The sequence below is a fragment of the Microbacterium zouquanmingi genome (genome assembly GCF_052266675.1).
GTDB lineage: Bacteria > Actinomycetota > Actinomycetes > Actinomycetales > Microbacteriaceae > Microbacterium.
In genome coordinates this window covers 747,861-768,471 of record NZ_JBQPRA010000001.1, presented here as the reverse complement: position 1 = coordinate 768,471, position 20,611 = coordinate 747,861, and the positions used below count along the sequence as shown (strand labels likewise).

Here is a 20,611-nt window from a genome sequence, read left to right as displayed (position 1 = left end):
GGCTCGACCCCGCGTCCTCACCGCGTTCACTTCCAGACGCTTGGCGCGTGTGCTCGCGTCGAAGGCAGCGCGGAGGCCGCGGCCCAGTCGCGCACCCATTCGTCGACTTCGGGAAGCCCGTCGGGGCGCCCGATCGCAGCGAACAGCTCCTCATGGGAGAGAGTGCCACCCGAACGCTTCAGCATGCGACTGCGGATGATGGCGCGAGCGTAGATCTCACCATCGATGACGGCGCGATGCTCGAGATAGATCGCCTTGTCGTCATGACCGATCAGGCGTGATTCGATATCGAAGCGCTGCCACAGCTCGAGGGACTTGCGGAAGGTGATGGTCTCGGCGACGACCACCCCGTACCAGCCGTGACTCTTCATGGCCCCGGCCATTCCGGTGCGGGTCAGCAGATCCCACCGTCCGAGGTCGAACAGTGACAGGTAGCGGCCGTTGTTCATGTGGCGGAGCACATCGATATCCGTCGGCAGCGTCGTCACACGGATACAGCTGAGCCCCGTCGGGGCGATGAGTCCGTCACGGCGCAGACGGCGGCGCGCACGCCACATCACGAAGAGAGTTCGCCAGATCACATTCACGAGATTCGATGGTAGCCACCGCCTTATGATCCGCGCAGTCGATTGTAGGAACCTCACATCTGTGCAGCCTGGCCATCGCCTCGGCATCGCTCGATTTCCGGTAATCGGAGTGCGCGCGTAGAGTCGCGGCATGAGCGCCGAAGCCCAGCCTGAAGTCATCGTCCGTCCGGTCCGCGATGTGGATGCGGAGGCCTTGGGTCGCGTGCACGCACAGTGCTGGCACCAGACCTATGACCACCTGATCAGCAAGGCCGCACTCGAGCGGGTCTCACCTCGTCGCATGGCAGAGCTGTGGACGAACTGGGCCGCGCAGGGTGATGATTTCAAGATGAGCGCAGCGCTCATCGACGGTGAGATCGTCGGCTTCGTCGGTTCGGGTCCTGCCCGCGACAAGGATGCTCCGGCCTTCCGCGAGCTGTACTTCATCTATCTGCTCGGCGAGTACCACTCCACTGGACTCGGCCAGAAGCTGTTCGATGCCGCTGTCGAGAAGGACGAGCCGCTGTACCTCTGGGTCGCAGAGGACAATCCTCGCGCGCACCGCTTCTACGACCGCAACGGCTTCCGCCTCGATGGCACCAGCCACACCGAGCCGTTCCTCGGCGAGACGCTCACCGAAGTACGTTTCGTGCGCCCCTGATCGAAGCGAACCCATTTCACGCTGAGACCCCTGGCTGCTTATCGCGGCCAGGGGTCTCGTGCTGGGGTCAGCGACTGCTGACGGTGCCGAAGAGCTTCGCGATCGGTGCGAGCACGAGGGGCCTGGCGGCGACCCACGCTGCGATGATGACGACGAGGGATGCGACGAGGAACCAGAACCCCGTCCAGTTGTCGGCGTAGGCGTTCGGGTCGACCGAGCCCTGGGCTGCGTACATGTGGTTGAGGTTGCGCAGTGCACCCGTCGCGAAGACGAGGAACACGTGCACCGCGATGAATGCGACGAAGTACAGCATCACCGGGAAGTGCAGCGCGCGCGCCCACTCGATCGGGTACGCCTTGTTGAGCTTCTCGGCGTTCTTGGGCCACATGCCGCTCATCCGGTATCCGGTGACAGCGGCGAGAGGGGCTGCGATGAAGATCGTCACGAAGTACGCGATCTGCTGGATCGAGTTGTAGTTGACCCAGCCGTTCTCGGTCGGCCAGTCCAGCGAGATGTACTGCAGGACTGCGGTGAAGGCGTTCGGGATGACCTCCCAGCTGGTGGGGATCACCCGCATCCACTGGCCGGTCACGAACAGCAGCACGATGAAGACGACGCCGTTGACGAGCCACAGGATATCGAGGGCCTGGTGGAACCAGATCGTCAGGCTGACCTTGCCCTTCGGGTCGTTCCGTGGCGTCCAGAACGCGGTCGGGCGCTTTTCACCCCGGATCCGGAGACCGGACCGGATGATCAGCACCATCAGGAACACGTTGAAGAAGTGCTGCCAGCCGAGCCATGCGGGGAACCCGACCGGTGCCCCTTCGGGCAGGTGGTACTCGCCCGGGTAGGTGGTGAGGAAGTCCTGCATTCCCGAGAGGCTCAGCAGCCAGCGCACGAACAGCACGGCCATCGCGGCAGCGCCCAGTAGCGCGATGCCGCCGACGATCACGGTGCCGGCCCACTGGCCCTTCGTGAACGGACCGTACCGCTTCGGCTCTGGCGCGGGTGACTGGGGGACGAAGGCGTACTTGCCCGGGAAGACCGTGCGCGGGAACGGCAGCGGTATGCTCACATCGATCGTCGAGACAGCAGCGGATGCCGGGATGTCGGATGCGTCGATGAGATCGAGAGCCGCAGAGTCGACGCCTGAGCCTGTCGAAGGGCCGACGGGCTCGATCGCGACGGCAGCGGCTGCGCCCGCGGGAGGCCAGGGCTCGCCGCCCGGCCTGCGCGGGAGACCACGGCGCAGGGCTACGCCGGTTGCGGTTGCTGCGGCGGCGACAGGCGCGGTTGCGGCGACAGGCGCTCCGGAGGTTGCGACAGGCGCAGCCTGCGCAGCATCGGCCGGGGGCCAGGGCCCGCCACCGGGAGTGCGCGGCAGACCGCGACGCAGCGTCACACCGGCCGCGGAGCCCGTCGAAGGGCTCGGTGCCACTTCGGCCGCGTGGGGCGCTTCGACAGGCTCAGCGGTCGCAACCGTCGGTGCGGGTTCAGCCGCCGGAGCCGCCTCAGCGACCGAGCTCTCAACCACAGTAGATGTCGCAGCATCCCCCACTTCGACCTCGCCTGCAGGGGGCCAGGGGTCACCGCCGGCCACGCGCGGCAGGCCTCGCCTGAGCATCGGTCCCTGAGCCTGTCGAAGGGCACCCATGGCTACTTCTTCCGTGCGTCGAGAGCTTCGACGACCTGCGGCACGATCGTGAACAGGTCACCGACGATGCCGAAGTCGGCGACGTCGAAGATCGGCGCGTCAGCGTCCTTGTTGATCGCGACGATGTTCTTCGCCGTCTGCATACCCGCACGGTGCTGGATCGCACCCGAGATCCCCACCGCGACATACAGCTGCGGCGAGACCGAGACACCGGTCTGACCGACCTGATGGGCGTAGGGGATGTAGCCGGCGTCGACGGCGGCGCGCGACGCGCCGATGGCGGCGCCGAGCGCGTCGGCAAGCTGCTCTACGAGCACGAACTGCTCCTTCGAGCCGAGACCGCGACCACCTGCGACGACCTTCGCCGCACCGCGCAGCTCCGGACGAGAAGATTCGACCTCGACGACCTCGATGGCCCCGCCCTTTGCCGCTGCCGCCCCTGATGCGGCGACCTCGAGAGCTTCAACCGAAGGAGAGGCGACAGCCTCAGCCCGCTCATCGACTGCACCCTGGCGAACCGTGATGACCGGCGCGCCGAACGTCGGCGCGGAGTCGGTGAGGAACGCGCCACCGTATACAGAGTGATGCGCGATGACACCCTCGTCGTCACGGGCGACGCCGACCGCGTCGACCGAAAGCGCGAGCTTCTCGCGCACCGCGAAACGACCAGCGACGTCACGACCAGCGATCGAGTTCGAGACGAGCACGGCGCCCGGCTGCACCTTCTTGTACGCGGCCTGGAGCGCATCGACCAGCGGAACCGTGAGCGCTTCAGCATCAGCATCCGCCGTCAGCACGACGCCAGCGCCAGCGGCGGCCGCGGCATCCACGGCGCTCATCGAGCCGCCGGGAACGAGCGCGACCGGGGAGCCGATCTGCGCAGCCGCGCCGATCAGTGCTGCCGTCGAGCTGGCAGCGTCGCCTGACGGAGTCACGTCAACGAGGACGAGGATGGAATCTGCGGGGTAGCTCATCGTCACACCAACCTGTTCTGCACGAGGAACTCGACCAGCTTCGCGCCGGCATCGCCCTCATCGGTGATCTTCACGCCCGCCGCGCGCGGGGGCTTCTCGGACACAGTCGTCATGATCGTGCGGGGTGCTGCGGCAGGATCCGCAGAGACGCCGAGATCAGTCAGCGAGAGCACCTCGAGCGGCTTCTTCTTCGCCGCCATAATGCCCTTGAAGTTCGGGAAGCGCGCGTCGGGAAGCGCCTCGGTGATCGAGATCACCGCAGGGAACGACACCGAGACGGGCTGCGAGCCGTCATCAGCGGCACGCGTGCCAGAGACACCGTCAGCGGTGATCTCCAGCGCACTCAACGCCGTCGCCTGTGCGTATCCGAGGTGTTCGGCGAGCATCGCCGGGATCATTCCGCCCGAGCCGTCTGTCGAGAGGTTGCCGGTGATCACCAGATCCGGCTCACCGCGGCGAATCGCCGCAGCCAGCACCTCAGCGGTCAGACCCAGGTCCGCGCCGGCGAGCTGCTCATCCACCACGTGCACCGCCGAGCCCGCACCGATCGCGAGGGCCCGACGGATTGATGCCGTCGAGGTCTCGGGAGCCATCGAGAGAGCAACCACCTCGACGTCACCAGCCTTGTCGGCATACGAGAGCGCAACCTCGAGAGCGCGCTCGGCGATCTCGTCCAGGACCACATCACCGGCGGCACGATCGGCTAGACCGGTCTCCAGATTTAGTTTGCGATCGCCATAGGTATCAGGCACCTCTTTGACAAGGACGAAGATCTTCATCGAATGCTCCTCACGACAGGGCGAGTCTATCTACGTTGTGGACAGTGTCACTAATCAATTGGGTTTCACACCAATGCAGGCGCACTGAATGAGCCGCAATGTATACATACTGCACTATCCGCGACGATGCGGAACGGTGCCCGAGCAGGTTCCTCCGCACCCGATACCGTAGAGACGTGGCCCGCCCCCGTCCGCTCCCGATCGATCCGCTCGCCGAGGCGAAGCGGCAGTGGATCGCGCATGGCTGGACGGATGCCGCAGACGGCATGACCGCGGTCATCTCCGTCATGCGGGCCCAGCAGCTCCTCCTCGCCCGCGTGGATGCTGCACTGAAACCCTTCGGGCTCTCGTTCGCACGCTACGAGATGCTACGACTGCTCGCTTTCAGCCGATCCGGAAGCCTGCCGCTCTCCAGCGTGGTCGCCCGCCTGCAGGTGCACGCCACGACGGTGACGAGCACGGCAGAGCGCCTGGTGCGCGACGGGCTGATCGCGCGCGAGCCGCATCCTCACGACGGTCGTGCAGCGATGCTCGTGCTCACCGAGACGGGGCGCGATCTCGTCGAGCGCGCAACGGCCGCACTCAACAGCCAGGTCTTCAGCGCACCGGGGATGAGCAGCGAGGACACCGCAGGCCTCGTCGGAATCGTCGCGCGGCTGCGCCGGGATGCCGGCGACTTCACCGAGCCGCGTCCCCAGCCGGACCCGCTCTGATGGCGGAATTCTGATGGCGGAATTCATCCTCGAACGAGTGATCCCCGCAACCCCAGCGGCAGTGTTCGCGGCATCCCTCGATCCCGAGCTGCACGTCGAGTCAATGGCCCGCTATGGCGAGACGATGGTCAAGGGTCCCGCGGGAGGATCATTCACCGAGGGCTCAACCGTGACCTGGCGAGCGCGGCACTTCGGCATCCCATTTCATCTGACGACCATGGTCTTCGACATCGAGGAGCCGCATCGCTTCTGCGACAGGCAGATCAAGGGGCCGTTCGGCGCCTTCCATCACGAGCATGTGTTTCTCGAGCATCCCGATGGCACGCTCATACGCGACACCATCACCTTCCGCTCGCCATTCGGGCCCATCGGCGCGCTCGTGGACCGGTTCTTCATGCTCGAATACCTGCGGCGACTGGTCGCCGAGCGCAACGACGTTATTGCCGTTTCGCTCCAGCCCTGACGCGCGCAGCCTGATCGGCATAGTCATCCGTTCGAGGCTGCGGCCTAGCGATTCGTGAAATTTGGCGCGCGCTTCTCTCGGAACGCCGCCATGCCCTCTTTCTGGTCTTCGGTGTCGAAGAGTGCGGCGAAAGCCTGCTTCTCGTGCGCGAGTCCTTCGGCGAGGGTCGTCTCCATCGCGGCATCCAGCGCAGCCTTAGCGGCGTAGATGCTCGGCAGCGACTTGGACGCGATCGCCTCGGCGAGCTTCGTCGCTTCACCCTGAAGATCGGCTGCCGTCACCACCCGCGACACGAGACCCGCACGCTCTGCTTCGTCCGCCCCCATCACGCGCCCCGACAGGATGAGCTCGGCGGCCTTGTAATAGCCGACGGCGCGGATGAGTCGCTGCGTGCCGCCCATTCCGGGAATCACTCCGAGATTGATCTCCGGCTGACCGAACTTCGCAGTGTCGGCGGCGAGGATGATGTCGCACATCATCGCCAGCTCGCACCCACCGCCGAGGGCGAAGCCGCTGACCGCCGCGATGACAGGCGTTCGGACGGCGGCGAAGTCGTTCCACGCGCCGAAGTGATCGGTCGCACGCATTTCCGCGGCCGACATCCCTGCCATCTCTTTGATGTCAGCCCCCGCGGCGAACGCCTTCTCAGAGCCGGTGACGACGATGGCGCCGACGCGTTCGTCATTGTCGAAGGCGACCGCGGCTGCGGTGACTTCTTCGGCCACCTGCGAGTTGAGGGCGTTGAGCGCCTGTGGCCGGTTCAGAGTGATCCATCCCACCCGTCCGCGCTGCTCGACCAGGATCGTCTCGTACTCGGTCATCGGAATCCTCTCAGTAGGTGTGAGTTCAGTCTGCCTGAGGCCAGGGTGCGTCAGACGCTCCCGTCGCGGATATCGGTGATGATGCCGGAGAAATCCCGCCCCGCGCCGTCGCCCGCGGCGAAGTCCGCATAGAGCTGCTGCGCGAGCCGCCCCATCTTCGCATCGGTTGCGGTCTGCTCGATCGCCTGCAGCGCGAGCCCCAGGTCCTTGGCCATCAGGGCGCCAGCGAATCCCGGCTGATAGTCGCGATTGGCCGGACTCGTCGGCACGGGGCCTGGAACCGGACAGTTCGTCGTGATCGACCAGCACTGCCCGGACGCCTGCGAGACCACGTCGAACAGCGCCTCGTGCGAGAGCCCCAGCCGCTCCCCCAGCACGAACGCCTCACCGACCGCGATCTGGGATACCGCCAGGATCATGTTGTTGCAGACCTTCGCCGCCTGCCCGAGTCCTGGACCACCGCAGTGCACGATCCGCTTGCCCATCGCTTCGAGCAGCGGCAGCGCCGCCGCGAAGTCGTCATCCGACCCACCGACCATGAATGCCAGGGTGCCGTTCTCTGCCCCGACGACACCGCCCGAGACCGGAGCATCCACACTCCTATGCCCCGCCGCGATCGCCAGCGCATGCGCGGCCTGCGCTTCGTCCACGGCGATCGTCGACGATTCGATGAACAGCGTCCCAGGGGCGGCAGCCGCGAGCAGCCCGCCCTCGTAGGCGTCGAGAACATGCTTTCCGGCCGGGAACATCGTGATCACGACATCCGCATCTTTCGCGGCATCCGCACCGCTATCGGCGATAGGGATACCAGCGGCACGGGCCGCCTCGACTGCCGCGGGCATCAGATCGAAGCCGTGCACCTCGTGCCCGGCCTTCGTCAGGTTCACGGCCATCGGCAGGCCCATGTGCCCCAGGCCCAGGAACGCGATTCGGGTCATGATGTACTCCTCATCGAAACGGATCCCGCCGGTCGCAGCATCTCGCGGCCGACGATCAGACGCATGATCTCGTTGGTCCCCTCGAGGATCTGGTGCACGCGCAAGTCGCGCACGACCTTCTCGATTCCGTAGTCCTGAAGGTAGCCATAACCCCCGTGCAGTTGAAGGGCGCGATTGGCGACGTCGAATCCCGCATCCGTCGCGAAGCGCTTGGCCATCGCGCAGCGCATTGTGGCATCCGGCGCCTGCTCGTCCACGGCGAGCGCGCCATCTCGCACCATCAGCCGCGCCGCGTGCAGATCCGTGCGCATGTCGGCGATCGTGAACAGGATCGACTGCTTCTCGGCGAGCGGCTCGCCGAAGGCGACGCGCTCGTGCACATATGCCACGGCACGGTCAAGGGCCCACTGCGCGCCGCCGAGCGAACAGGCGGCGATGTTGAGTCGGCCGCCGTTGAGCGCCGACATCGCGATCGCGAAGCCCCTGCCCTCGTCGCCGAGCATGGCGGATGCTGCAACCCGAACCCCATCGAAGCTGACCTGACGGGTGGGCTGAGCGCGCCAGCCCATCTTCTTCTCGAGCGCACCGAAGCTGAGGCCCTCCGCTCCTGCCGGAACGAGGAAGGCGCTGATACCGCGAGCTCCCGAGTCCGCGGCGCCCGTCCTGGCCATCACGACGTAGATGCCCGATTCGCCCGCGCCGGAGATGAACTGCTTGACGCCGGTGAGCACGTAGTCGTCGCCCTCACGGACCGCACTGGTGGCGATCGCGGCTGCATCGGATCCGGCCCCTGGCTCGGTCAGGCAGTAGCTGCCGAACTCGCTCATGACCGTCAGCTTCGGGAGCCACTCGCTCCGCTGCGCGTCGTCGCCGTAGATGTCGATCATCCAGGCGACCATGTTGTGGATCGAGATGTACGACGCGATGGTCGGGTCCGCTTTGGCGAGTTCCTCGAAGATCGCGACGGTGTCAGTGCGGCTGAGCCCCGTCCCTCCGGACTCCTCGCGCACGTAGATGCCACCGAGTCCGAGTTCGCCGCCGCGGTGCAGCGCCTCCCTGGGGAACAGATGCTTCTCGTCGCGCTCGATCGCGAAGGGTGCGAGGGCGGTTTCGGCGTAGTCGCGGACGGCGTCCAGGATCGCTTCGCGCTCTTCTGCAGTGGTGAAAGTCGATGTCATGGTCATGTCGGCCTCCTAGTGCATGGTCGGGATGACGAAGCTGGCGCCGTCGCGCACCCCATGCGCCGGCCAGCGGCTGGTCACTGTCTTGGTCTTCGTGTAGAAGCGGAACGCGTCGGTGCCGTGCTGGTTGAGATCGCCGAAGCCCGACTTCTTCCAGCCGCCGAACGTGAAGTACGCGATCGGCACGGGGATGGGCACATTGACGCCGACCATCCCGACATTCACACGTGCGGTGAAGTCGCGGGCCGCGTCGCCGTCACGGGTGAAGATGGCAACGCCGTTGCCGAACTCGTGATCGGACGCCATCGCAAGAGCCTCTTCGTAATCCGCAGCGCGGGCGATGACGAGCACCGGCCCGAAGACCTCTTCGCGGTAGATCGACATGTCGGTGGTGACGTGGTCGAACAGGGTCGGGCCGAGGTAGAAGCCTTCTTCATGGTCTTCGACTGAGAAGCCTCGCCCGTCGGCGAGAAGCGTCGCCCCGGCATCGACGCCCTGCTGGATATAGTCGCTGACCCGCTCGACCGCCGCGGCGCTGACGAGGGGGCCATAGTCGAAGCCGTCCGCGAGCGCTGGGCCGACCCTGAGCTGGGCGACGCGTTCGGTGAGCTTCGCGGCGAGCGCATCGGCGGTCTCTTCGCCGACGGGAACAGCGACCGAGATTGCCATGCAGCGCTCGCCCGCTGAGCCGTAGCCCGCGCCGATCAGTGCGTCGGCGACCTGGTCGAGGTCAGCATCGGGCATGACGACCATGTGGTTCTTGGCCCCACCGAAGCACTGGGCGCGCTTGCCGTTCGCGATCGCCGTCGTATAGATGTACTCGGCGATGGGCGTGGAGCCCACGAAGCCGACGGCCTTGATCCGGTCATCGGTGAGCAGGGCGTCGACGGCTTCTTTGTCGCCGTGGACGACATTGAGGATGCCTGCGGGCAGCCCCGCCTCGAGGAACAGCTCGGCGAGCCGGACAGGAACAGAGGGATCGCGCTCGCTGGGCTTGAGCACGAAGGCGTTGCCCGCCGCGATCGCCGGGCCGATCTTCCACAGTGGAATCATCGCGGGGAAGTTGAACGGCGTGATGCCCGCCACGACACCGAGCGGCTGGCGCATGGAATATACGTCGATCCCGGTACCGGCGGCCGTGGAGTACTCCCCTTTGAGCAGATGCGGCGCGCCGGCGGAGAACTCGATCACTTCAAGGCCGCGCTGGATGTCTCCACGAGCATCGTCGAGGGTCTTGCCGTGTTCACTGGACAACAGCCGCGCCAGCTCATCCATATCGCGGTGGACGAGTTCGAGGAAGCGCAACAGCACGCGAGCGCGCTTCTGCGGATTGGTCGCTGCCCACGCCGGCTGCGCGGCTTCGGCGTTCGCGATCACCTCGCGCACCTCGTCGGCCGAGGCCAGCGGCACCTGTGCCTGCACCTCGCCCGAGCTTGGGTCGTAGACCTCGTTGAAGCGGCCAGCATCCGGGGTGAGGAGCGATCCGCCAACAAAATGTGGAATGGTACGAATCATTGTGTGATGTCCCTTCGTGCCTTCATTGGCACGATGTTCACATTACGCGGATCTCCTGAGATTTACTAGGGCGCCCTTGTATATGTCGCCGGCGTCACAGGTAGTCATCGGGGTGCAGTTGGCGCACACCGCGCGAGTGCACGACGAACTGGGCGCGCAGGGGGATCTCCATCTCGGCCGCTGCTTCTGCCATCGCTCGCGCCCAGGAGCGATCAACGTCGACCACCGCGCTGGGACCGCGACGCTCCCAGGCGAGGATCACGCTAGCGTTCCCGGTCGCTTCCAGCATGAGCCCTGCCCGATTCATGAGCAGATAGGCGTTGGTGACAGTGCCGAGGTCGGCGAGTTCGACGACGGCGTTCGGGTCTACGGGGTAGTCGCTCATCGGCACGAACGGATCGCCGAGGCATCCGCGATCATCCATGAACATCAACCACATCTGCCTCTGATTCGCGCGCTGCAGCAGGCGCTCCAGAACATCGCGCAGGTCGTCGTCACTGTCGAGGACTCGGTCTTTGAGGTGCGGGGTTGTATTTGTCATGCCCCGATGATGACTGTTCTGCACCGAGGACGAGCCCGGAATTCCGCGGCCTGTGCACAGATCGCCACCATCCGACGATTGTGCATAGCAAGTCGCCGTCCTTTCGTTGAGTGCTGTTCACCATCCGGACATGTGCGCCGATTACAACTGCAGATGTGCGGAAGGTTCAGACCGGATCGGGTAGTCGTACACGTCCCGCACAACGGTGAGCACAGCTCCCCCCGCGGTCATCAGACCGCGAAAGGACCCCCGCCGAATCGGGTCGGTGGGGGTCTTCCTCTTTCGGCGGGTGCAGCCCCGACTACCGGGCTGCTGCCGCAGCAGCAGCAGCCAACAGCGCCGGCACCCCGACCTCCAGCGTCGGGCCGAAGGCGTCACCGGGGCGCTCGCCGTCCAGCCAGCGCGTGTAGATGGCCTCGCAGAACACGGCGGCCTTCCACAGCGCGAGCACCTCGTACCAAGACAGCGCCGAGACGTCCGCGCCGGTGCGGGCGACGTACCGCTCGACCAGCTCCGCTCGTCGCGGATACCCCTCCCCGCGGGTCACGGTCGTCAGCTCGAGCGGCGTGGGCGCGGCATCCGGGCTGGCATACGTCGCAACGAGATAGCCGAGGTCGGCGAGCGGGTCGCCGAGCGTCGCCATCTCCCAGTCCAGGATCGCCTGCACCTCCGCCGGCCCCGAGCCCCGGAACATCAGGTTCCCGATGCGGTAGTCGCCATGCACGACGGATGCCCGCGCCGAGACCGGCAGGTTGTCCCGCAGCCACTCGGCGATGCGGTCCACCTCGGGAAGCGTCCGCCGCGACACCTTCGGCCACAGAGATGCGAAACGCTCCACCTGCCGGATGAGATACCCGTCCGGGCGGCCAAGCCCGGCCAGATCGCCCGCGCTGACATCGAGCGCGTGGAGCCCGGCGAGTGCGTCGACGGCCGCGAAGGGAAGCGCCGTACGACCCTCATCAGTGTCGAGGTGCGCCGGCATCAGATCGGTGACAACCTCTCCGTCGAGATGCTCCATGACGTAGAACGGCACACCCAGCACGCTCTCGTCATTGCACACGTCGACGATCGTCGGCACGGGCGCCCCCTCCGCGGCGAGCAACCTCTGCACCCGCGCCTCGCGCAGCATGTCGTGCGTTGACGGCGGGAGCGGGGGCCGCGGACCCCGGCGCAGCACGAGCCTGCGGCCGGCAAGCTCGAGCAAGAAGGTCACGTTCGAGTGCCCCTCGCCGATCCGGGCCCAGCGGATCTCGCCCCCACCGAGTCCGACCAGCCCCAGCCCGACCGAGGCGAGACGCTCGCCGAGCGGTTCGAGCACGAGCAGCGGGGGCCGATCCAGCAGGGCCGCTTCATCCCACGTGCGCACCACCTCGAGGTCGGTGGCGTTCATGGTGCACCTCCGACGATGTCACGGCGGGGCTCCCCGGCATCCACAGCCCGCTGCCGAGCCTTCGCGGCCCGTCGCGCGATCGCCCAGCGATGCGTCTCGCTCGACCCGTCGTAGATCCGGAACGGCCGCACCTCGTTGAGGTACTGGATCAGCGGCAGGCCGGAGCTCACTCCGTCGCCGCCGCACAGCTGGACTGCACGATCGATCACCCGGAACACCGCCTCCGAGCAGTGCACCTTCGCAATCGATGACAGCGCGGCACCGGCACGCGGCTCGTCGTCGAGCACCACCGCGGCACGGTCGATGATCGCGGCGGACGTCTCGATGTCAATCGCACTGTCCGCGATCATCGCCTGCGCGACGCCGAGGTCGGCGAGCTGCGCTCCGAAGAGTGAGCGACCGTTGGCGCGGTCGAGGCTGATGTCGAACGCCCGCCGCGCCAACCCCAGCCAGCGCATGCAGTGCGTGAGACGTGCGGGCCCGAGCCTCACCTGCGCGTATCGGAAGCCCGCGCCGGGTGTGCCGAGCACGTCGGCGTCGGGCACGAACACATCACGGAAGACGACATGCGGATGCCCGCCGGCGATCGCCGCCTCGATCGTGCGGATGCCGGGACCGATGCGCACGCCGTCAGCCGAGAGCGGCGTCAGCAGCATCGTCGCCCCGGCCGGATGCTCGCCGTCCGCGGCCGTGCGCGCCATCACGATCGCGAAGCTCGCGCCCTCGGCCCCGGAGATGAACCGTTTCTCACCGCTGATCCTCCAGCCACCGTCGACGCGCTCGGCGACGGTGGCCAGGGCATCCGGGTCGGACCCGGCGCCGGGGTGCGGCTCCGTCATCGCGAACGACGAACGGACACTGCCGTCCACCAGCGGGCGCAGGTACCGCTCTTTCTGGTCGTCGGTGGCGACGACTTCGAGCAGTCGCATGTTGCCCTCATCGGGCGCCATGCAGTTGAGAACAGCTGGTCCGATCAGCGAGTATCCGGCCTCTTGGAACACCGGCGACCATTCGGGCAGCGACAGCCCGAGACCGCCGTACTCGCGCGGCGCGTGCGGCGCGTGCACCCCGGCGGCCTTCGCCTGGGCGCGCAGGCCCTGCAGCGCGGCACCCGACAGTGTCTCGCCCCAGCCGGGTTCGGCGGGGATGACGACGCCCCGGACGAAGGCGCGCGTGCGCGCAACCAGGTCGTTCATGCCGCGCCTCCGGCGTTCAGCAGTCCGCCGTCGAGGTTGAGAACCTGCCCGGTGACCCACCCCGAGCCGTCGACGCAGAGATAGGCGACGGCCTCCGCCACGTCTTCCGGCGTGCCGAGCCTGCCCATCGGATAGTCGGCGGCGATCTCGCCCTCGCGTCCCTCGTACAGCGCGCGGGCGAACCGCGTCTTCACGACCGCAGGTGCCACCGCGTTCACCCGGATGCGCGGTGCGAGCTCGACCGACAGCGTGCGGGTGAGGTGACTGACGGCCGCCTTGGTCACGCCGTACCAGCCGATGCCGGGAGAGGGCACCTCACCGGTGACGGAGGAGAGGTTGACGACAACGCCGGCGTTCGACTGCGCACCGAGGCCGGCACCCACCGCCTCCTGCGTCCAGGCGAGAGTGCCGATGACGTTGACCTCGAGCACCTTGCGCGCGGCATCGAGGTCGAGGCCGGCGAGCGGGCCGTAGACCGGATTGATCCCGGCGTTGTTGATGAGGATGTCGAGGCGGCCGAACTCAGTCGCGATCCGTTCGAACACCTCAGCGCGGTGCACCGGATCGTCGGCAGCCCCGGCGACGCCGATCGCGCGGTCTCCGAGACCGTCGACCGCTTCGGCCAGCTGCTCCTCGCGGCGGGCAGTCAGGCACACCGAGGCGCCGTCCGCGATCAGGCGCTGCGCAATAGCCAGCCCGATCCCCCTACTGGCGCCGGTGACCAGCGCCGTGCGCCCGGTCAGCGGTCCATCGACGTGCGTCATGAAGATCTCCCTCGATCAACTGGATTTCTCTAATCTTCATTAAACTTCCCTCCTTGCGCAAGCTGTTCCTGATTGGATTACTCGGGCTTGACTCCTAAAATTTTGAATGCATAATAAAAACTGTGACCGCGACGACGCGGAGAAGGAGAGACGGCGATGGCGCTGACACGAGACCTGTACGACGACGACCACGAAGAGTTCCGCAACATCGTGCGCGAGTTCGTCGAGCGCAACGCCAAGCCCAATGCCGAGCGCTGGGATGCCGAGGGCGTCGTCGACCGCGAACTGTTCACCGCGGCAGCTGAAGCCGGCATTCTCGGGTTCTCGATCGATGAGGCGTACGGCGGCGGCGGCACCGACGACTTCCGATTCAACGCGATCATGGCCGAGGAGCTGGCGAGCAACCCGGTCTCAAGCGGCATGGCCGGCATCGCCCTGTCGAACGACATCACCATCCCCTACTTCACCGACCTCACGAATGACGAGCAGAAACAGCACTGGCTGCCCGGCATCGCCGCGGGCGAGCTCATCACCGCGATCGCGATGACTGAACCCGGCACCGGCAGCGACCTCGCCGGCATCCGCACCACCGCCGTGCGCGATGGCGACGACTACATCGTCAACGGCTCGAAGATCTTCATCTCCAACGGCCAGAACGCCGATCTGATTGCCACGGCCGTGCGCACCTCGCCCGACCCGCACAAGGGCCTCAGCCTGATCGTCATCGAGCGCGGCATGGCCGGGTTCTCACGCGGCAAGAACCTCGACAAGGTCGGCCTGCACGCACAGGACACCAGCGAGCTCATCTTCGAGGACGTGCGGGTACCGGCATCCAATCTGCTCGGCGAAGAGGGCGCGGGCTTTCTCGGCCTCATGAAGAACCTGCCTCAGGAGCGCCTGTCGATCGCTGCGGGAGCTGTGGCATCCAGCGAGGGCGTGCTCGCCCGCACCCTCGACTACGTGCGCGACCGCACCGCCTTCGGAAAGCCGATCGGCTCGTTCCAGAACACCCGATTCGAACTGGCCGAGATGGTCACCGCGACGCAGGCCAGCCGCTCGTACGTCGACCAGGCGATCAAGCAGCACAATGAGGGTGCACTGTCGGCGGCGGATGCCTCGGCGGCGAAGTTCTGGACCACCGAGCAGTACGTCGACATCGTGAACCGCTGCCTGCAGCTGCACGGCGGATACGGCTACATGCAGGAGTACCGCATCGCCCAGGACTACCTCGATGCGCGAATCACCACCATCTACGGAGGAACGACAGAGATCATGAAGGAGATCGTCGGTCGGGACCTCGGCCTTTAGTCATCCCCGCATAGGAGCAGGAGAAGGAACATGACAGACGCGTACATCTACGACGCCGTGCGCACGCCCCGTGGCAAGAACCGCGGCGGCGCCTTGCACGGCACCAAGCCTGTCGACCTCGTCGTCACGCTGATCGACGCGATCCGCGACCGCAACCCGGAGTTCGACACGAGCAGGGTCGACGACATCGTGCTCGGCGTCGTCTCTCCGGTCGGCGAGCAGGGCGGCGACATCGCCCGCACCGCCGCACTCGTGGCGGAGCTGCCCGAGACCGTCGCCGGCGTGCAGATCAATCGGTTCTGCGCCTCAGGCCTGGAGGCCGTGAACCTCGCAGCCCAGAAGGTCGCCTCAGGATACGAGGACCTCGTGCTCGCCGGCGGCGTCGAGTCGATGTCGCGGGTGCCGATCGGATCGGACGGCGGCGCCTACGCGCAGGATCCGACCACCGCCTACGACAACTACTTCGTGCCGCAGGGCATCGGCGCCGACCTCATCGCCACGATCGAGGGCTTCAGCCGCGAGGACGTCGATGCCTTCGCCGCCCGCTCGCAGCAGCGCGCCGAGACCGCGTGGCAGGAGGGGCGCTTTGACAAGTCGATCGTGCCGGTGAAGGACTTCAACGGCGTCGTGCTGCTCGACACCGACGAGCACCGCCGTCCGGAGTCGACCGTCGAATCGCTCGGAAAGCTGCCCGCGAGCTTCGCCACTGCCGGCGTGCAGGCCGGCTTCGACGCCGTGGCCCTGCAGAAGTACCACGCCGTCGAGCGTATCGAGCACGTGCACGGCCCCGGCAACTCGTCGGGGATCGTGGATGGCGCGGCTCTCATGCTCATCGGATCGGGTGAGGCCGGAGAAGCCGCAGGGCTGAAGCCCCGCGCCCGCATCGTCGCCACGGCCGTCATCGGCTCCGAGCCGACCATCATGCTCACCGGCCCCACCCCGGTGACACAGAAGGCCCTGGACCGCGCCGGACTGACGGTGGACGACATCGACCTGTTCGAGCTGAACGAGGCATTCGCGGCCGTCGTCATGAAATGGCAGAAGGATCTCGGCATCCCGGACGACAAGGTCAACGTCAACGGCGGCGCCATCGCGCTCGGCCACCCCCTGGGCGCCACCGGCGCGATGATCCTCGGCACCCTGCTCGACGAGCTCGAGCGACGGGACCTCAAGCGCGGCCTCGCCACGCTCTGCGTCGGCGCCGGCATGGGAATCGCCACCATCATCGAGCGGGTCTGAGACGAAAGGTCTGAGAAGAATCATGAGCATTGCAGAGAACGTCGCAGAAACCACTGACGTCTACACCGGCTACGCCTGGGATCTGGATACCGACAGCATCGTCACCGTCACGATGGATGACCCGAACGCCGCGGTCAACACCATGAACCCGCATTTCGTCGCATCCCTCGAGGCGACCGTCGGCCGGCTGGAGGCCGAACGCGAGAACATCGCCGGCGTCATCCTCGCCTCAGCGAAGAAGAGCTGGTTCGCCGGCGGAGACCTGAACCTGCTGCGCGCGGCGGATCCCGCGAAGGCAACGGAGGAGACCGCGCACATCGATCACGTGAAGGCGCTGCTGCGCCGGATCGAGCAACTGGGCAAGCCGGTCGTCGCCGCCCTCAACGGGACCGCGCTCGGCGGCGGCCTCGAGGTCGCCCTCGCCGCGCACCACCGCATCGCGGCGTCAGACGCCCACGGCGCCCAGTTCGGCCTCCCCGAGGTCTCGCTGGGCCTGCTTCCCGGCGGCGGCGGTGTGACCCGCACCGTGCGGATGCTGGGACTTCAGAAGGCCCTACAGGAGGTCATCCTCCCCGCCACCCGCTTCAGCGCCGATGACGCTCTCGCCGTGGGGATCATCGACGAGGTCGCTCCGCTCGCGGAGCTGGACGCCCACGCCCGCGCCTGGATCGCCGCGAACCCCGCACCGGTCAAGCCCTGGGACGAGAAGGGCTTCCGCCTCCCGGGCGGCGCCCCGACCTCCCCTGGCGTCGCCGCGCTCCTCCCGGGGATGCCGGCCCTGCTGCGCAAGCAGCTCAAGGGCGCTCCGATGCCCGCGCCTCGCGCGGCGATGGCTGCGGCCGTCGAGGGCGCCTACGTCGACTTCGACACGGCATCCCGCGTCGAAACGCGGTACTTGGTGAGCCTTACCCACGGTCAGGTCGCGAAAAACATGATCAAGGCGTTCTTCTTCGACCTGCAGGAGATCAACTCCGGCGGCAGCCGCCCTTCGACAGGCGCAGGGAACGGAGAGGCGAACGGCGAGCCGTTCCCGAAGTTCACCGCCACGAAGGTGGGCGTCGTCGGCGCGGGCATGATGGGCGCCGGCATCGCCTACGTCTCGGCGAAGGCCGGGATCGAGGTCGTGCTCAAGGATGTTTCCGCCGAGGCCGCTGAGAAGGGCAAGGACTACTCGCGCCAGCTCGAGGAGAAGGCGCTCGCGCGCGGCAAGACCACGCCGGAGAAGTCCGAGGCACTGCTGGCGCGGATCCACCCGACCGGCGATGCCGCCGACTTCGACGGCGTCGACTTCGTCATCGAGGCGGTGTTCGAGTCGGTGCCGGTGAAGCAGGGCGTCTTCCAGGAGATCGAGGATGTGGTGAAGCCGGATGCTGTGCTCGGATCCAACACGTCGACGCTGCCGATCACCGAGCTCAGCGAGGGTGTGAAGCGGCGCGAAGACTTCATCGGCATCCACTTCTTCTCCCCCGTCGACAAGATGCCGCTCGTGGAGATCGTGCGCGGCGAGAACACCGGCGACGAGGTGCTCGCGAAGACGTTCGACTACGTGCAGCAGATCCGCAAGACGCCGATCGTCGTCAACGACTCCCGCGGATTCTTCACCTCGCGGGTCATCGGCAAGTTCATCGCCGAGGCGGTCGCCGCGGTCGGCGAGGGCGTGGAGCCGGCTTCCGTCGAGCAGGCGGCTCTCCAGGCCGGATACCCAGCGGGCGCCCTGCAGTTGTTGGACGAGCTGACGATCTCGCTGTCGCAGAAGATCCGGCAGGAGACCCGCGCGGCCGTCGAGGCCGAAGGCGGTGTATGGGTCGAGCACCCCTCCGAAGCGATCATGGACTGGATTGTCGACGAACAGAAGCGCCCGGGCCGCAGGGCCGGCGGCGGATTCTACGACTACTCCCCCGAGGGCAAGCGGGGCGGCATCTGGCCCGGTCTGCGCGAAAAGTACGACTCGGGGCGCACGGTGCTGCCGCTTGTGGATCTGCAGGAGCGGATGCTGTTCGCCGAGGCGCTTGACACCATCGACTGCCTTGACAACAACGTGCTCACCTCGGTCGCCGACGCCAACATCGGCTCGATCTACGGCATCGGCTTCCCCGCCTGGACCGGTGGTGTATTGCAGTACGTGAACCAGTACGAAGGCGGGCTGGCTGGCTTCGTCACCCGCGCCCGAGAACTGGCAGCCGCCTATGGCGAGCGCTTCGCACCGCCCGCGTCACTCATCGCCCGCGCGGAGTCCGGGGAGGAGTACCGATGAGCGAGACACGGACCGTGCCCAGCCTGCGCACCCCGTTCACCGAGGCGCTCGGCATCGAGCATCCGGTCGTCCAGGGCGGCATGATGTGGGTCGGCCGTGCCGAGCTCGCCGCGGCCGTCTCGGAGGCCGGCGGTCTCGGGATGATCACCGCGCTCACGCAGCCGACGCCGGCCGATCTCGTGAAGGAGATCGAGCGGGCACGCACGCTGACTGACAAGCCGTTCGGGGTGAATCTGACGATCCTGCCCTCAATCAACCCTCCGCCCTACGACGAGTACCGGCGAGCGATCATCGATGCGGGCATCACGATCGTGGAGACCGCGGGCTCCAGCCCCGAACCACACATGGACATCTTCAACGCCGCAGGCGTCAAGGTCATCCACAAGTGCACCTCGGTGCGCCACGCTCTCAAGGCACAGGCGGTCGGCGTGGCCGCGGTCTCGATCGACGGCTTCGAGTGCGCCGGCCATCCGGGAGAGGACGACGTCCCCGGACTCGTACTGATCCCGGCTGCGGCCGATGCGCTGGAGATTCCGTTCATCGCCTCCGGCGGTTTCGCGGACGGACGCGGTCTCGCCGCCGCTCTCAGCCTCGGCGCACACGGTGTGAACATGGGCTCGCGCTTCATGAGCACGATCGAGTCCCCGATCGCGCAGGCCGTGAAGGAGCGGATCGTCGAGGCGTCAGAGCTCGACACGAACCTCATCTTCCGGAGCCTGCGCAACACCGCGCGGGTCGCGAAGAACGCCATCTCCGACGAGGTCGTGCAGATCCTCGCCGATGGCGGGCAGTTCCCCGACGTGCAGCCACTCGTCGCCGGCGCTCGCGGACGCAAGGTCTTCGAGGATGGAGACCTGGATGCCGGAATCTGGACTGTCGGTCAGGTCCAGGGCATCATCCGGGACATTCCGAGCGCGGGAGATGTGGTGCGTCGCACCGTCGCACAGGCGCACCGGGTGCTCACCGAACGTCTGGCGATGTTCGGCTGACACTTCCGCCCGTCCGCATGGTGCTCGGCGCCCTGCGGACGGGTATTCTCACGGCTGGGCGAATGTCCCGAAGCGGACCATATCCTGCGTACTCCGGACGAGGTCGTCCAGCGATCGCGTCCGGGGGTTCCACCACTCCACCGCCCAGTTCATGGAACCGAGCAGCAGCAGCCGGAAGACATTGATGTCGAGTCCGTCGCGCAGCTCACCAGCATCCTGCGCGGCGAGGAAGAGCTCGCGCCAGTAGCGGCTGTACGCCCCCTCCTCCGCAGCCGGGCGCACGCGCAGATGCTCCGGAACCTGTCCGGCGTTGCGCACTGAAGCGGTCGTGTAGTCGGAGATCTGCAGCTCGTAGCGCAGGTGGGCGTCGACGCCAGCAAGGATGCGGTCGCACGCAGTAGCGTCATCAGGGAGCGCCTCGAGCGTCTCCTCGACGTGCACGCGCACACGGTGAGCCCCCGCCCACATGACCTCCTCGACGAGCTCGTCGCGTGAGGAGAAGTAGTAGTAGATCGCAGGCGCCTGGACGCCGGCCGCCTCGGCGACATCGGTGAGCCGCGTGCCGGCATAGCCTTTGCGGCTGAGCACCTGAGCTGCGGCATCCAGAATCCGCTGGCGGGTACGCGCCGACTTCGATGTCTGCTCCATCGTCATTCGATCATTCT

The 20,611-nt window shown here is 66.9% G+C and carries 20 protein-coding genes; 7 read left to right on the top strand and 13 right to left on the bottom strand.

What is annotated here, in order from left to right; all coding sequences use genetic code 11:
* Positions 1-26: 26 nt before the first annotated feature.
* Positions 27-587, bottom strand: a complete 561-nt coding sequence (locus ACTU6V_RS03795; protein WP_443474958.1) for an acyl-CoA thioesterase — start codon at positions 585-587, stop codon at positions 27-29.
* Between the two features lie 130 nt (positions 588-717).
* Here ACTU6V_RS03795 and ACTU6V_RS03790 point away from each other — a divergent pair, with 130 nt between their 5' ends.
* Positions 718-1,227: a GNAT family N-acetyltransferase gene (locus ACTU6V_RS03790; protein WP_443468665.1), complete on the top strand. Its 510-nt coding sequence runs from the start codon at positions 718-720 to the stop codon at positions 1,225-1,227.
* Between the two features lie 67 nt (positions 1,228-1,294).
* Here the strand turns inward: ACTU6V_RS03790 and ACTU6V_RS03785 are convergent, their stop codons facing one another.
* The 3 genes from ACTU6V_RS03785 to ACTU6V_RS03775 are packed head-to-tail and all read right to left on the bottom strand — an operon-like array spanning position 1,295 to position 4,634.
* Positions 1,295-2,881 (bottom strand): cytochrome b/b6 domain-containing protein, encoded by a 1,587-nt coding sequence (locus tag ACTU6V_RS03785; RefSeq protein WP_443474957.1) that lies wholly within the window; start codon positions 2,879-2,881, stop codon positions 1,295-1,297.
* A 2-nt stretch (positions 2,882-2,883) separates the two neighbouring features.
* Positions 2,884-3,855, bottom strand: a complete 972-nt coding sequence (locus ACTU6V_RS03780; RefSeq protein WP_443468663.1) for an electron transfer flavoprotein subunit alpha/FixB family protein — start codon at positions 3,853-3,855, stop codon at positions 2,884-2,886.
* Positions 3,856-3,857: 2 nt separating this feature from the next.
* On the bottom strand, positions 3,858-4,634 hold the full coding sequence (locus ACTU6V_RS03775) for an electron transfer flavoprotein subunit beta/FixA family protein (RefSeq protein WP_443468662.1): 777 nt from the start codon (positions 4,632-4,634) through the stop codon (positions 3,858-3,860).
* A gap of 176 nt (positions 4,635-4,810) precedes the next feature.
* Here ACTU6V_RS03775 and ACTU6V_RS03770 point away from each other — a divergent pair, with 176 nt between their 5' ends.
* Both ACTU6V_RS03770 and ACTU6V_RS03765 read left to right on the top strand, forming a co-directional pair.
* Positions 4,811-5,347 (top strand): MarR family winged helix-turn-helix transcriptional regulator, encoded by a 537-nt coding sequence (locus ACTU6V_RS03770; protein WP_443468661.1) that lies wholly within the window; start codon positions 4,811-4,813, stop codon positions 5,345-5,347.
* Between the two features lie 13 nt (positions 5,348-5,360).
* Complete coding sequence (locus ACTU6V_RS03765; protein ID WP_443474956.1) at positions 5,361-5,810, top strand: SRPBCC family protein; 450 nt, start codon at positions 5,361-5,363, stop codon at positions 5,808-5,810.
* A 44-nt stretch (positions 5,811-5,854) separates the two neighbouring features.
* On the opposite strand, the gene ACTU6V_RS03760 is transcribed toward ACTU6V_RS03765, so the two are convergent.
* The 8 genes from ACTU6V_RS03760 to ACTU6V_RS03725 all read right to left on the bottom strand — a co-directional run bounded on the left by ACTU6V_RS03760 (position 5,855) and on the right by ACTU6V_RS03725 (position 14,156).
* Positions 5,855-6,631, bottom strand: coding sequence for an enoyl-CoA hydratase-related protein (locus ACTU6V_RS03760; RefSeq protein ID WP_443474955.1), 777 nt, complete (start codon positions 6,629-6,631; stop codon positions 5,855-5,857).
* 50 nt (positions 6,632-6,681) lie between these two features.
* Positions 6,682-7,569, bottom strand: a complete 888-nt coding sequence (gene mmsB / locus ACTU6V_RS03755; protein ID WP_443468658.1) for a 3-hydroxyisobutyrate dehydrogenase — start codon at positions 7,567-7,569, stop codon at positions 6,682-6,684.
* The gene (locus ACTU6V_RS03750; RefSeq protein WP_443468657.1) at positions 7,566-8,753 is read right to left on the bottom strand and encodes an acyl-CoA dehydrogenase family protein; all 1,188 of its coding nucleotides are present in this window, start codon (positions 8,751-8,753) and stop codon (positions 7,566-7,568) included. The genes mmsB and ACTU6V_RS03750 overlap by 4 nt, the downstream gene beginning before the upstream one ends.
* 9 nt (positions 8,754-8,762) lie before the next feature.
* A complete protein-coding gene (locus tag ACTU6V_RS03745; protein ID WP_443468656.1) occupies positions 8,763-10,265 on the bottom strand; it encodes a CoA-acylating methylmalonate-semialdehyde dehydrogenase in 1,503 nt (500 codons plus the stop codon).
* 94 nt (positions 10,266-10,359) lie between these two features.
* Positions 10,360-10,806, bottom strand: a complete 447-nt coding sequence (locus ACTU6V_RS03740; protein ID WP_443468655.1) for a hypothetical protein — start codon at positions 10,804-10,806, stop codon at positions 10,360-10,362.
* 301 nt (positions 10,807-11,107) lie between these two features.
* Positions 11,108-12,196, bottom strand: coding sequence for a phosphotransferase family protein (locus ACTU6V_RS03735; protein WP_443474954.1), 1,089 nt, complete (start codon positions 12,194-12,196; stop codon positions 11,108-11,110).
* A complete protein-coding gene (locus ACTU6V_RS03730; protein WP_443474953.1) occupies positions 12,193-13,392 on the bottom strand; it encodes an acyl-CoA dehydrogenase family protein in 1,200 nt (399 codons plus the stop codon). The genes ACTU6V_RS03735 and ACTU6V_RS03730 overlap by 4 nt, the downstream gene beginning before the upstream one ends.
* The gene (locus tag ACTU6V_RS03725) at positions 13,389-14,156 is read right to left on the bottom strand and encodes an SDR family oxidoreductase (protein ID WP_443474952.1); all 768 of its coding nucleotides are present in this window, start codon (positions 14,154-14,156) and stop codon (positions 13,389-13,391) included. The genes ACTU6V_RS03730 and ACTU6V_RS03725 overlap by 4 nt, the downstream gene beginning before the upstream one ends.
* A gap of 156 nt (positions 14,157-14,312) precedes the next feature.
* On the opposite strand from ACTU6V_RS03725, the gene ACTU6V_RS03720 reads away from it, so the two are divergent.
* The 4 genes from ACTU6V_RS03720 to ACTU6V_RS03705 are packed head-to-tail and all read left to right on the top strand — an operon-like array spanning position 14,313 to position 19,946.
* Positions 14,313-15,464, top strand: a complete 1,152-nt coding sequence (locus ACTU6V_RS03720) for an acyl-CoA dehydrogenase family protein (RefSeq protein ID WP_443468651.1) — start codon at positions 14,313-14,315, stop codon at positions 15,462-15,464.
* A 30-nt stretch (positions 15,465-15,494) separates the two neighbouring features.
* A complete protein-coding gene (locus tag ACTU6V_RS03715) occupies positions 15,495-16,703 on the top strand; it encodes an acetyl-CoA C-acetyltransferase (RefSeq protein WP_443468650.1) in 1,209 nt (402 codons plus the stop codon).
* A 22-nt stretch (positions 16,704-16,725) separates the two neighbouring features.
* Positions 16,726-18,957 (top strand): 3-hydroxyacyl-CoA dehydrogenase NAD-binding domain-containing protein, encoded by a 2,232-nt coding sequence (locus ACTU6V_RS03710; protein WP_443474951.1) that lies wholly within the window; start codon positions 16,726-16,728, stop codon positions 18,955-18,957.
* Positions 18,954-19,946 carry an NAD(P)H-dependent flavin oxidoreductase gene (locus tag ACTU6V_RS03705; protein ID WP_443474950.1) on the top strand — a complete coding sequence of 331 codons (993 nt, stop codon included), beginning with the start codon at positions 18,954-18,956 and terminating at the stop codon, positions 19,944-19,946. The genes ACTU6V_RS03710 and ACTU6V_RS03705 overlap by 4 nt, the downstream gene beginning before the upstream one ends.
* Positions 19,947-19,994: 48 nt before the next feature.
* Here the strand turns inward: ACTU6V_RS03705 and ACTU6V_RS03700 are convergent, their stop codons facing one another.
* On the bottom strand, positions 19,995-20,600 hold the full coding sequence (locus ACTU6V_RS03700) for a TetR/AcrR family transcriptional regulator (protein WP_443468647.1): 606 nt from the start codon (positions 20,598-20,600) through the stop codon (positions 19,995-19,997).
* Positions 20,601-20,611: the final 11 nt, after the last annotated feature.

Coding starts and splice junctions, on each gene's coding strand:
- ACTU6V_RS03700 (WP_443468647.1), bottom strand. CDS start 20,600: ATGACGATGGAGCAGACATCGAAGTCGGCGCGTACCCGCCAGCGGATT.
- ACTU6V_RS03790 (WP_443468665.1), top strand. CDS start 718: ATGAGCGCCGAAGCCCAGCCTGAAGTCATCGTCCGTCCGGTCCGCGAT.
- ACTU6V_RS03705 (WP_443474950.1), top strand. CDS start 18,954: ATGAGCGAGACACGGACCGTGCCCAGCCTGCGCACCCCGTTCACCGAG.
- ACTU6V_RS03750 (WP_443468657.1), bottom strand. CDS start 8,753: ATGACCATGACATCGACTTTCACCACTGCAGAAGAGCGCGAAGCGATC.
- mmsB (WP_443468658.1), bottom strand. CDS start 7,569: ATGACCCGAATCGCGTTCCTGGGCCTGGGGCACATGGGCCTGCCGATG.
- ACTU6V_RS03745 (WP_443468656.1), bottom strand. CDS start 10,265: ATGATTCGTACCATTCCACATTTTGTTGGCGGATCGCTCCTCACCCCG.
- ACTU6V_RS03760 (WP_443474955.1), bottom strand. CDS start 6,631: ATGACCGAGTACGAGACGATCCTGGTCGAGCAGCGCGGACGGGTGGGA.
- ACTU6V_RS03785 (WP_443474957.1), bottom strand. CDS start 2,881: ATGGGTGCCCTTCGACAGGCTCAGGGACCGATGCTCAGGCGAGGCCTG.
- ACTU6V_RS03725 (WP_443474952.1), bottom strand. CDS start 14,156: ATGACGCACGTCGATGGACCGCTGACCGGGCGCACGGCGCTGGTCACC.
- ACTU6V_RS03720 (WP_443468651.1), top strand. CDS start 14,313: ATGGCGCTGACACGAGACCTGTACGACGACGACCACGAAGAGTTCCGC.
- ACTU6V_RS03730 (WP_443474953.1), bottom strand. CDS start 13,392: ATGAACGACCTGGTTGCGCGCACGCGCGCCTTCGTCCGGGGCGTCGTC.
- ACTU6V_RS03780 (WP_443468663.1), bottom strand. CDS start 3,855: ATGAGCTACCCCGCAGATTCCATCCTCGTCCTCGTTGACGTGACTCCG.
- ACTU6V_RS03740 (WP_443468655.1), bottom strand. CDS start 10,806: ATGACAAATACAACCCCGCACCTCAAAGACCGAGTCCTCGACAGTGAC.
- ACTU6V_RS03710 (WP_443474951.1), top strand. CDS start 16,726: ATGAGCATTGCAGAGAACGTCGCAGAAACCACTGACGTCTACACCGGC.
- ACTU6V_RS03775 (WP_443468662.1), bottom strand. CDS start 4,634: ATGAAGATCTTCGTCCTTGTCAAAGAGGTGCCTGATACCTATGGCGAT.
- ACTU6V_RS03715 (WP_443468650.1), top strand. CDS start 15,495: ATGACAGACGCGTACATCTACGACGCCGTGCGCACGCCCCGTGGCAAG.
- ACTU6V_RS03735 (WP_443474954.1), bottom strand. CDS start 12,196: ATGAACGCCACCGACCTCGAGGTGGTGCGCACGTGGGATGAAGCGGCC.
- ACTU6V_RS03765 (WP_443474956.1), top strand. CDS start 5,361: ATGGCGGAATTCATCCTCGAACGAGTGATCCCCGCAACCCCAGCGGCA.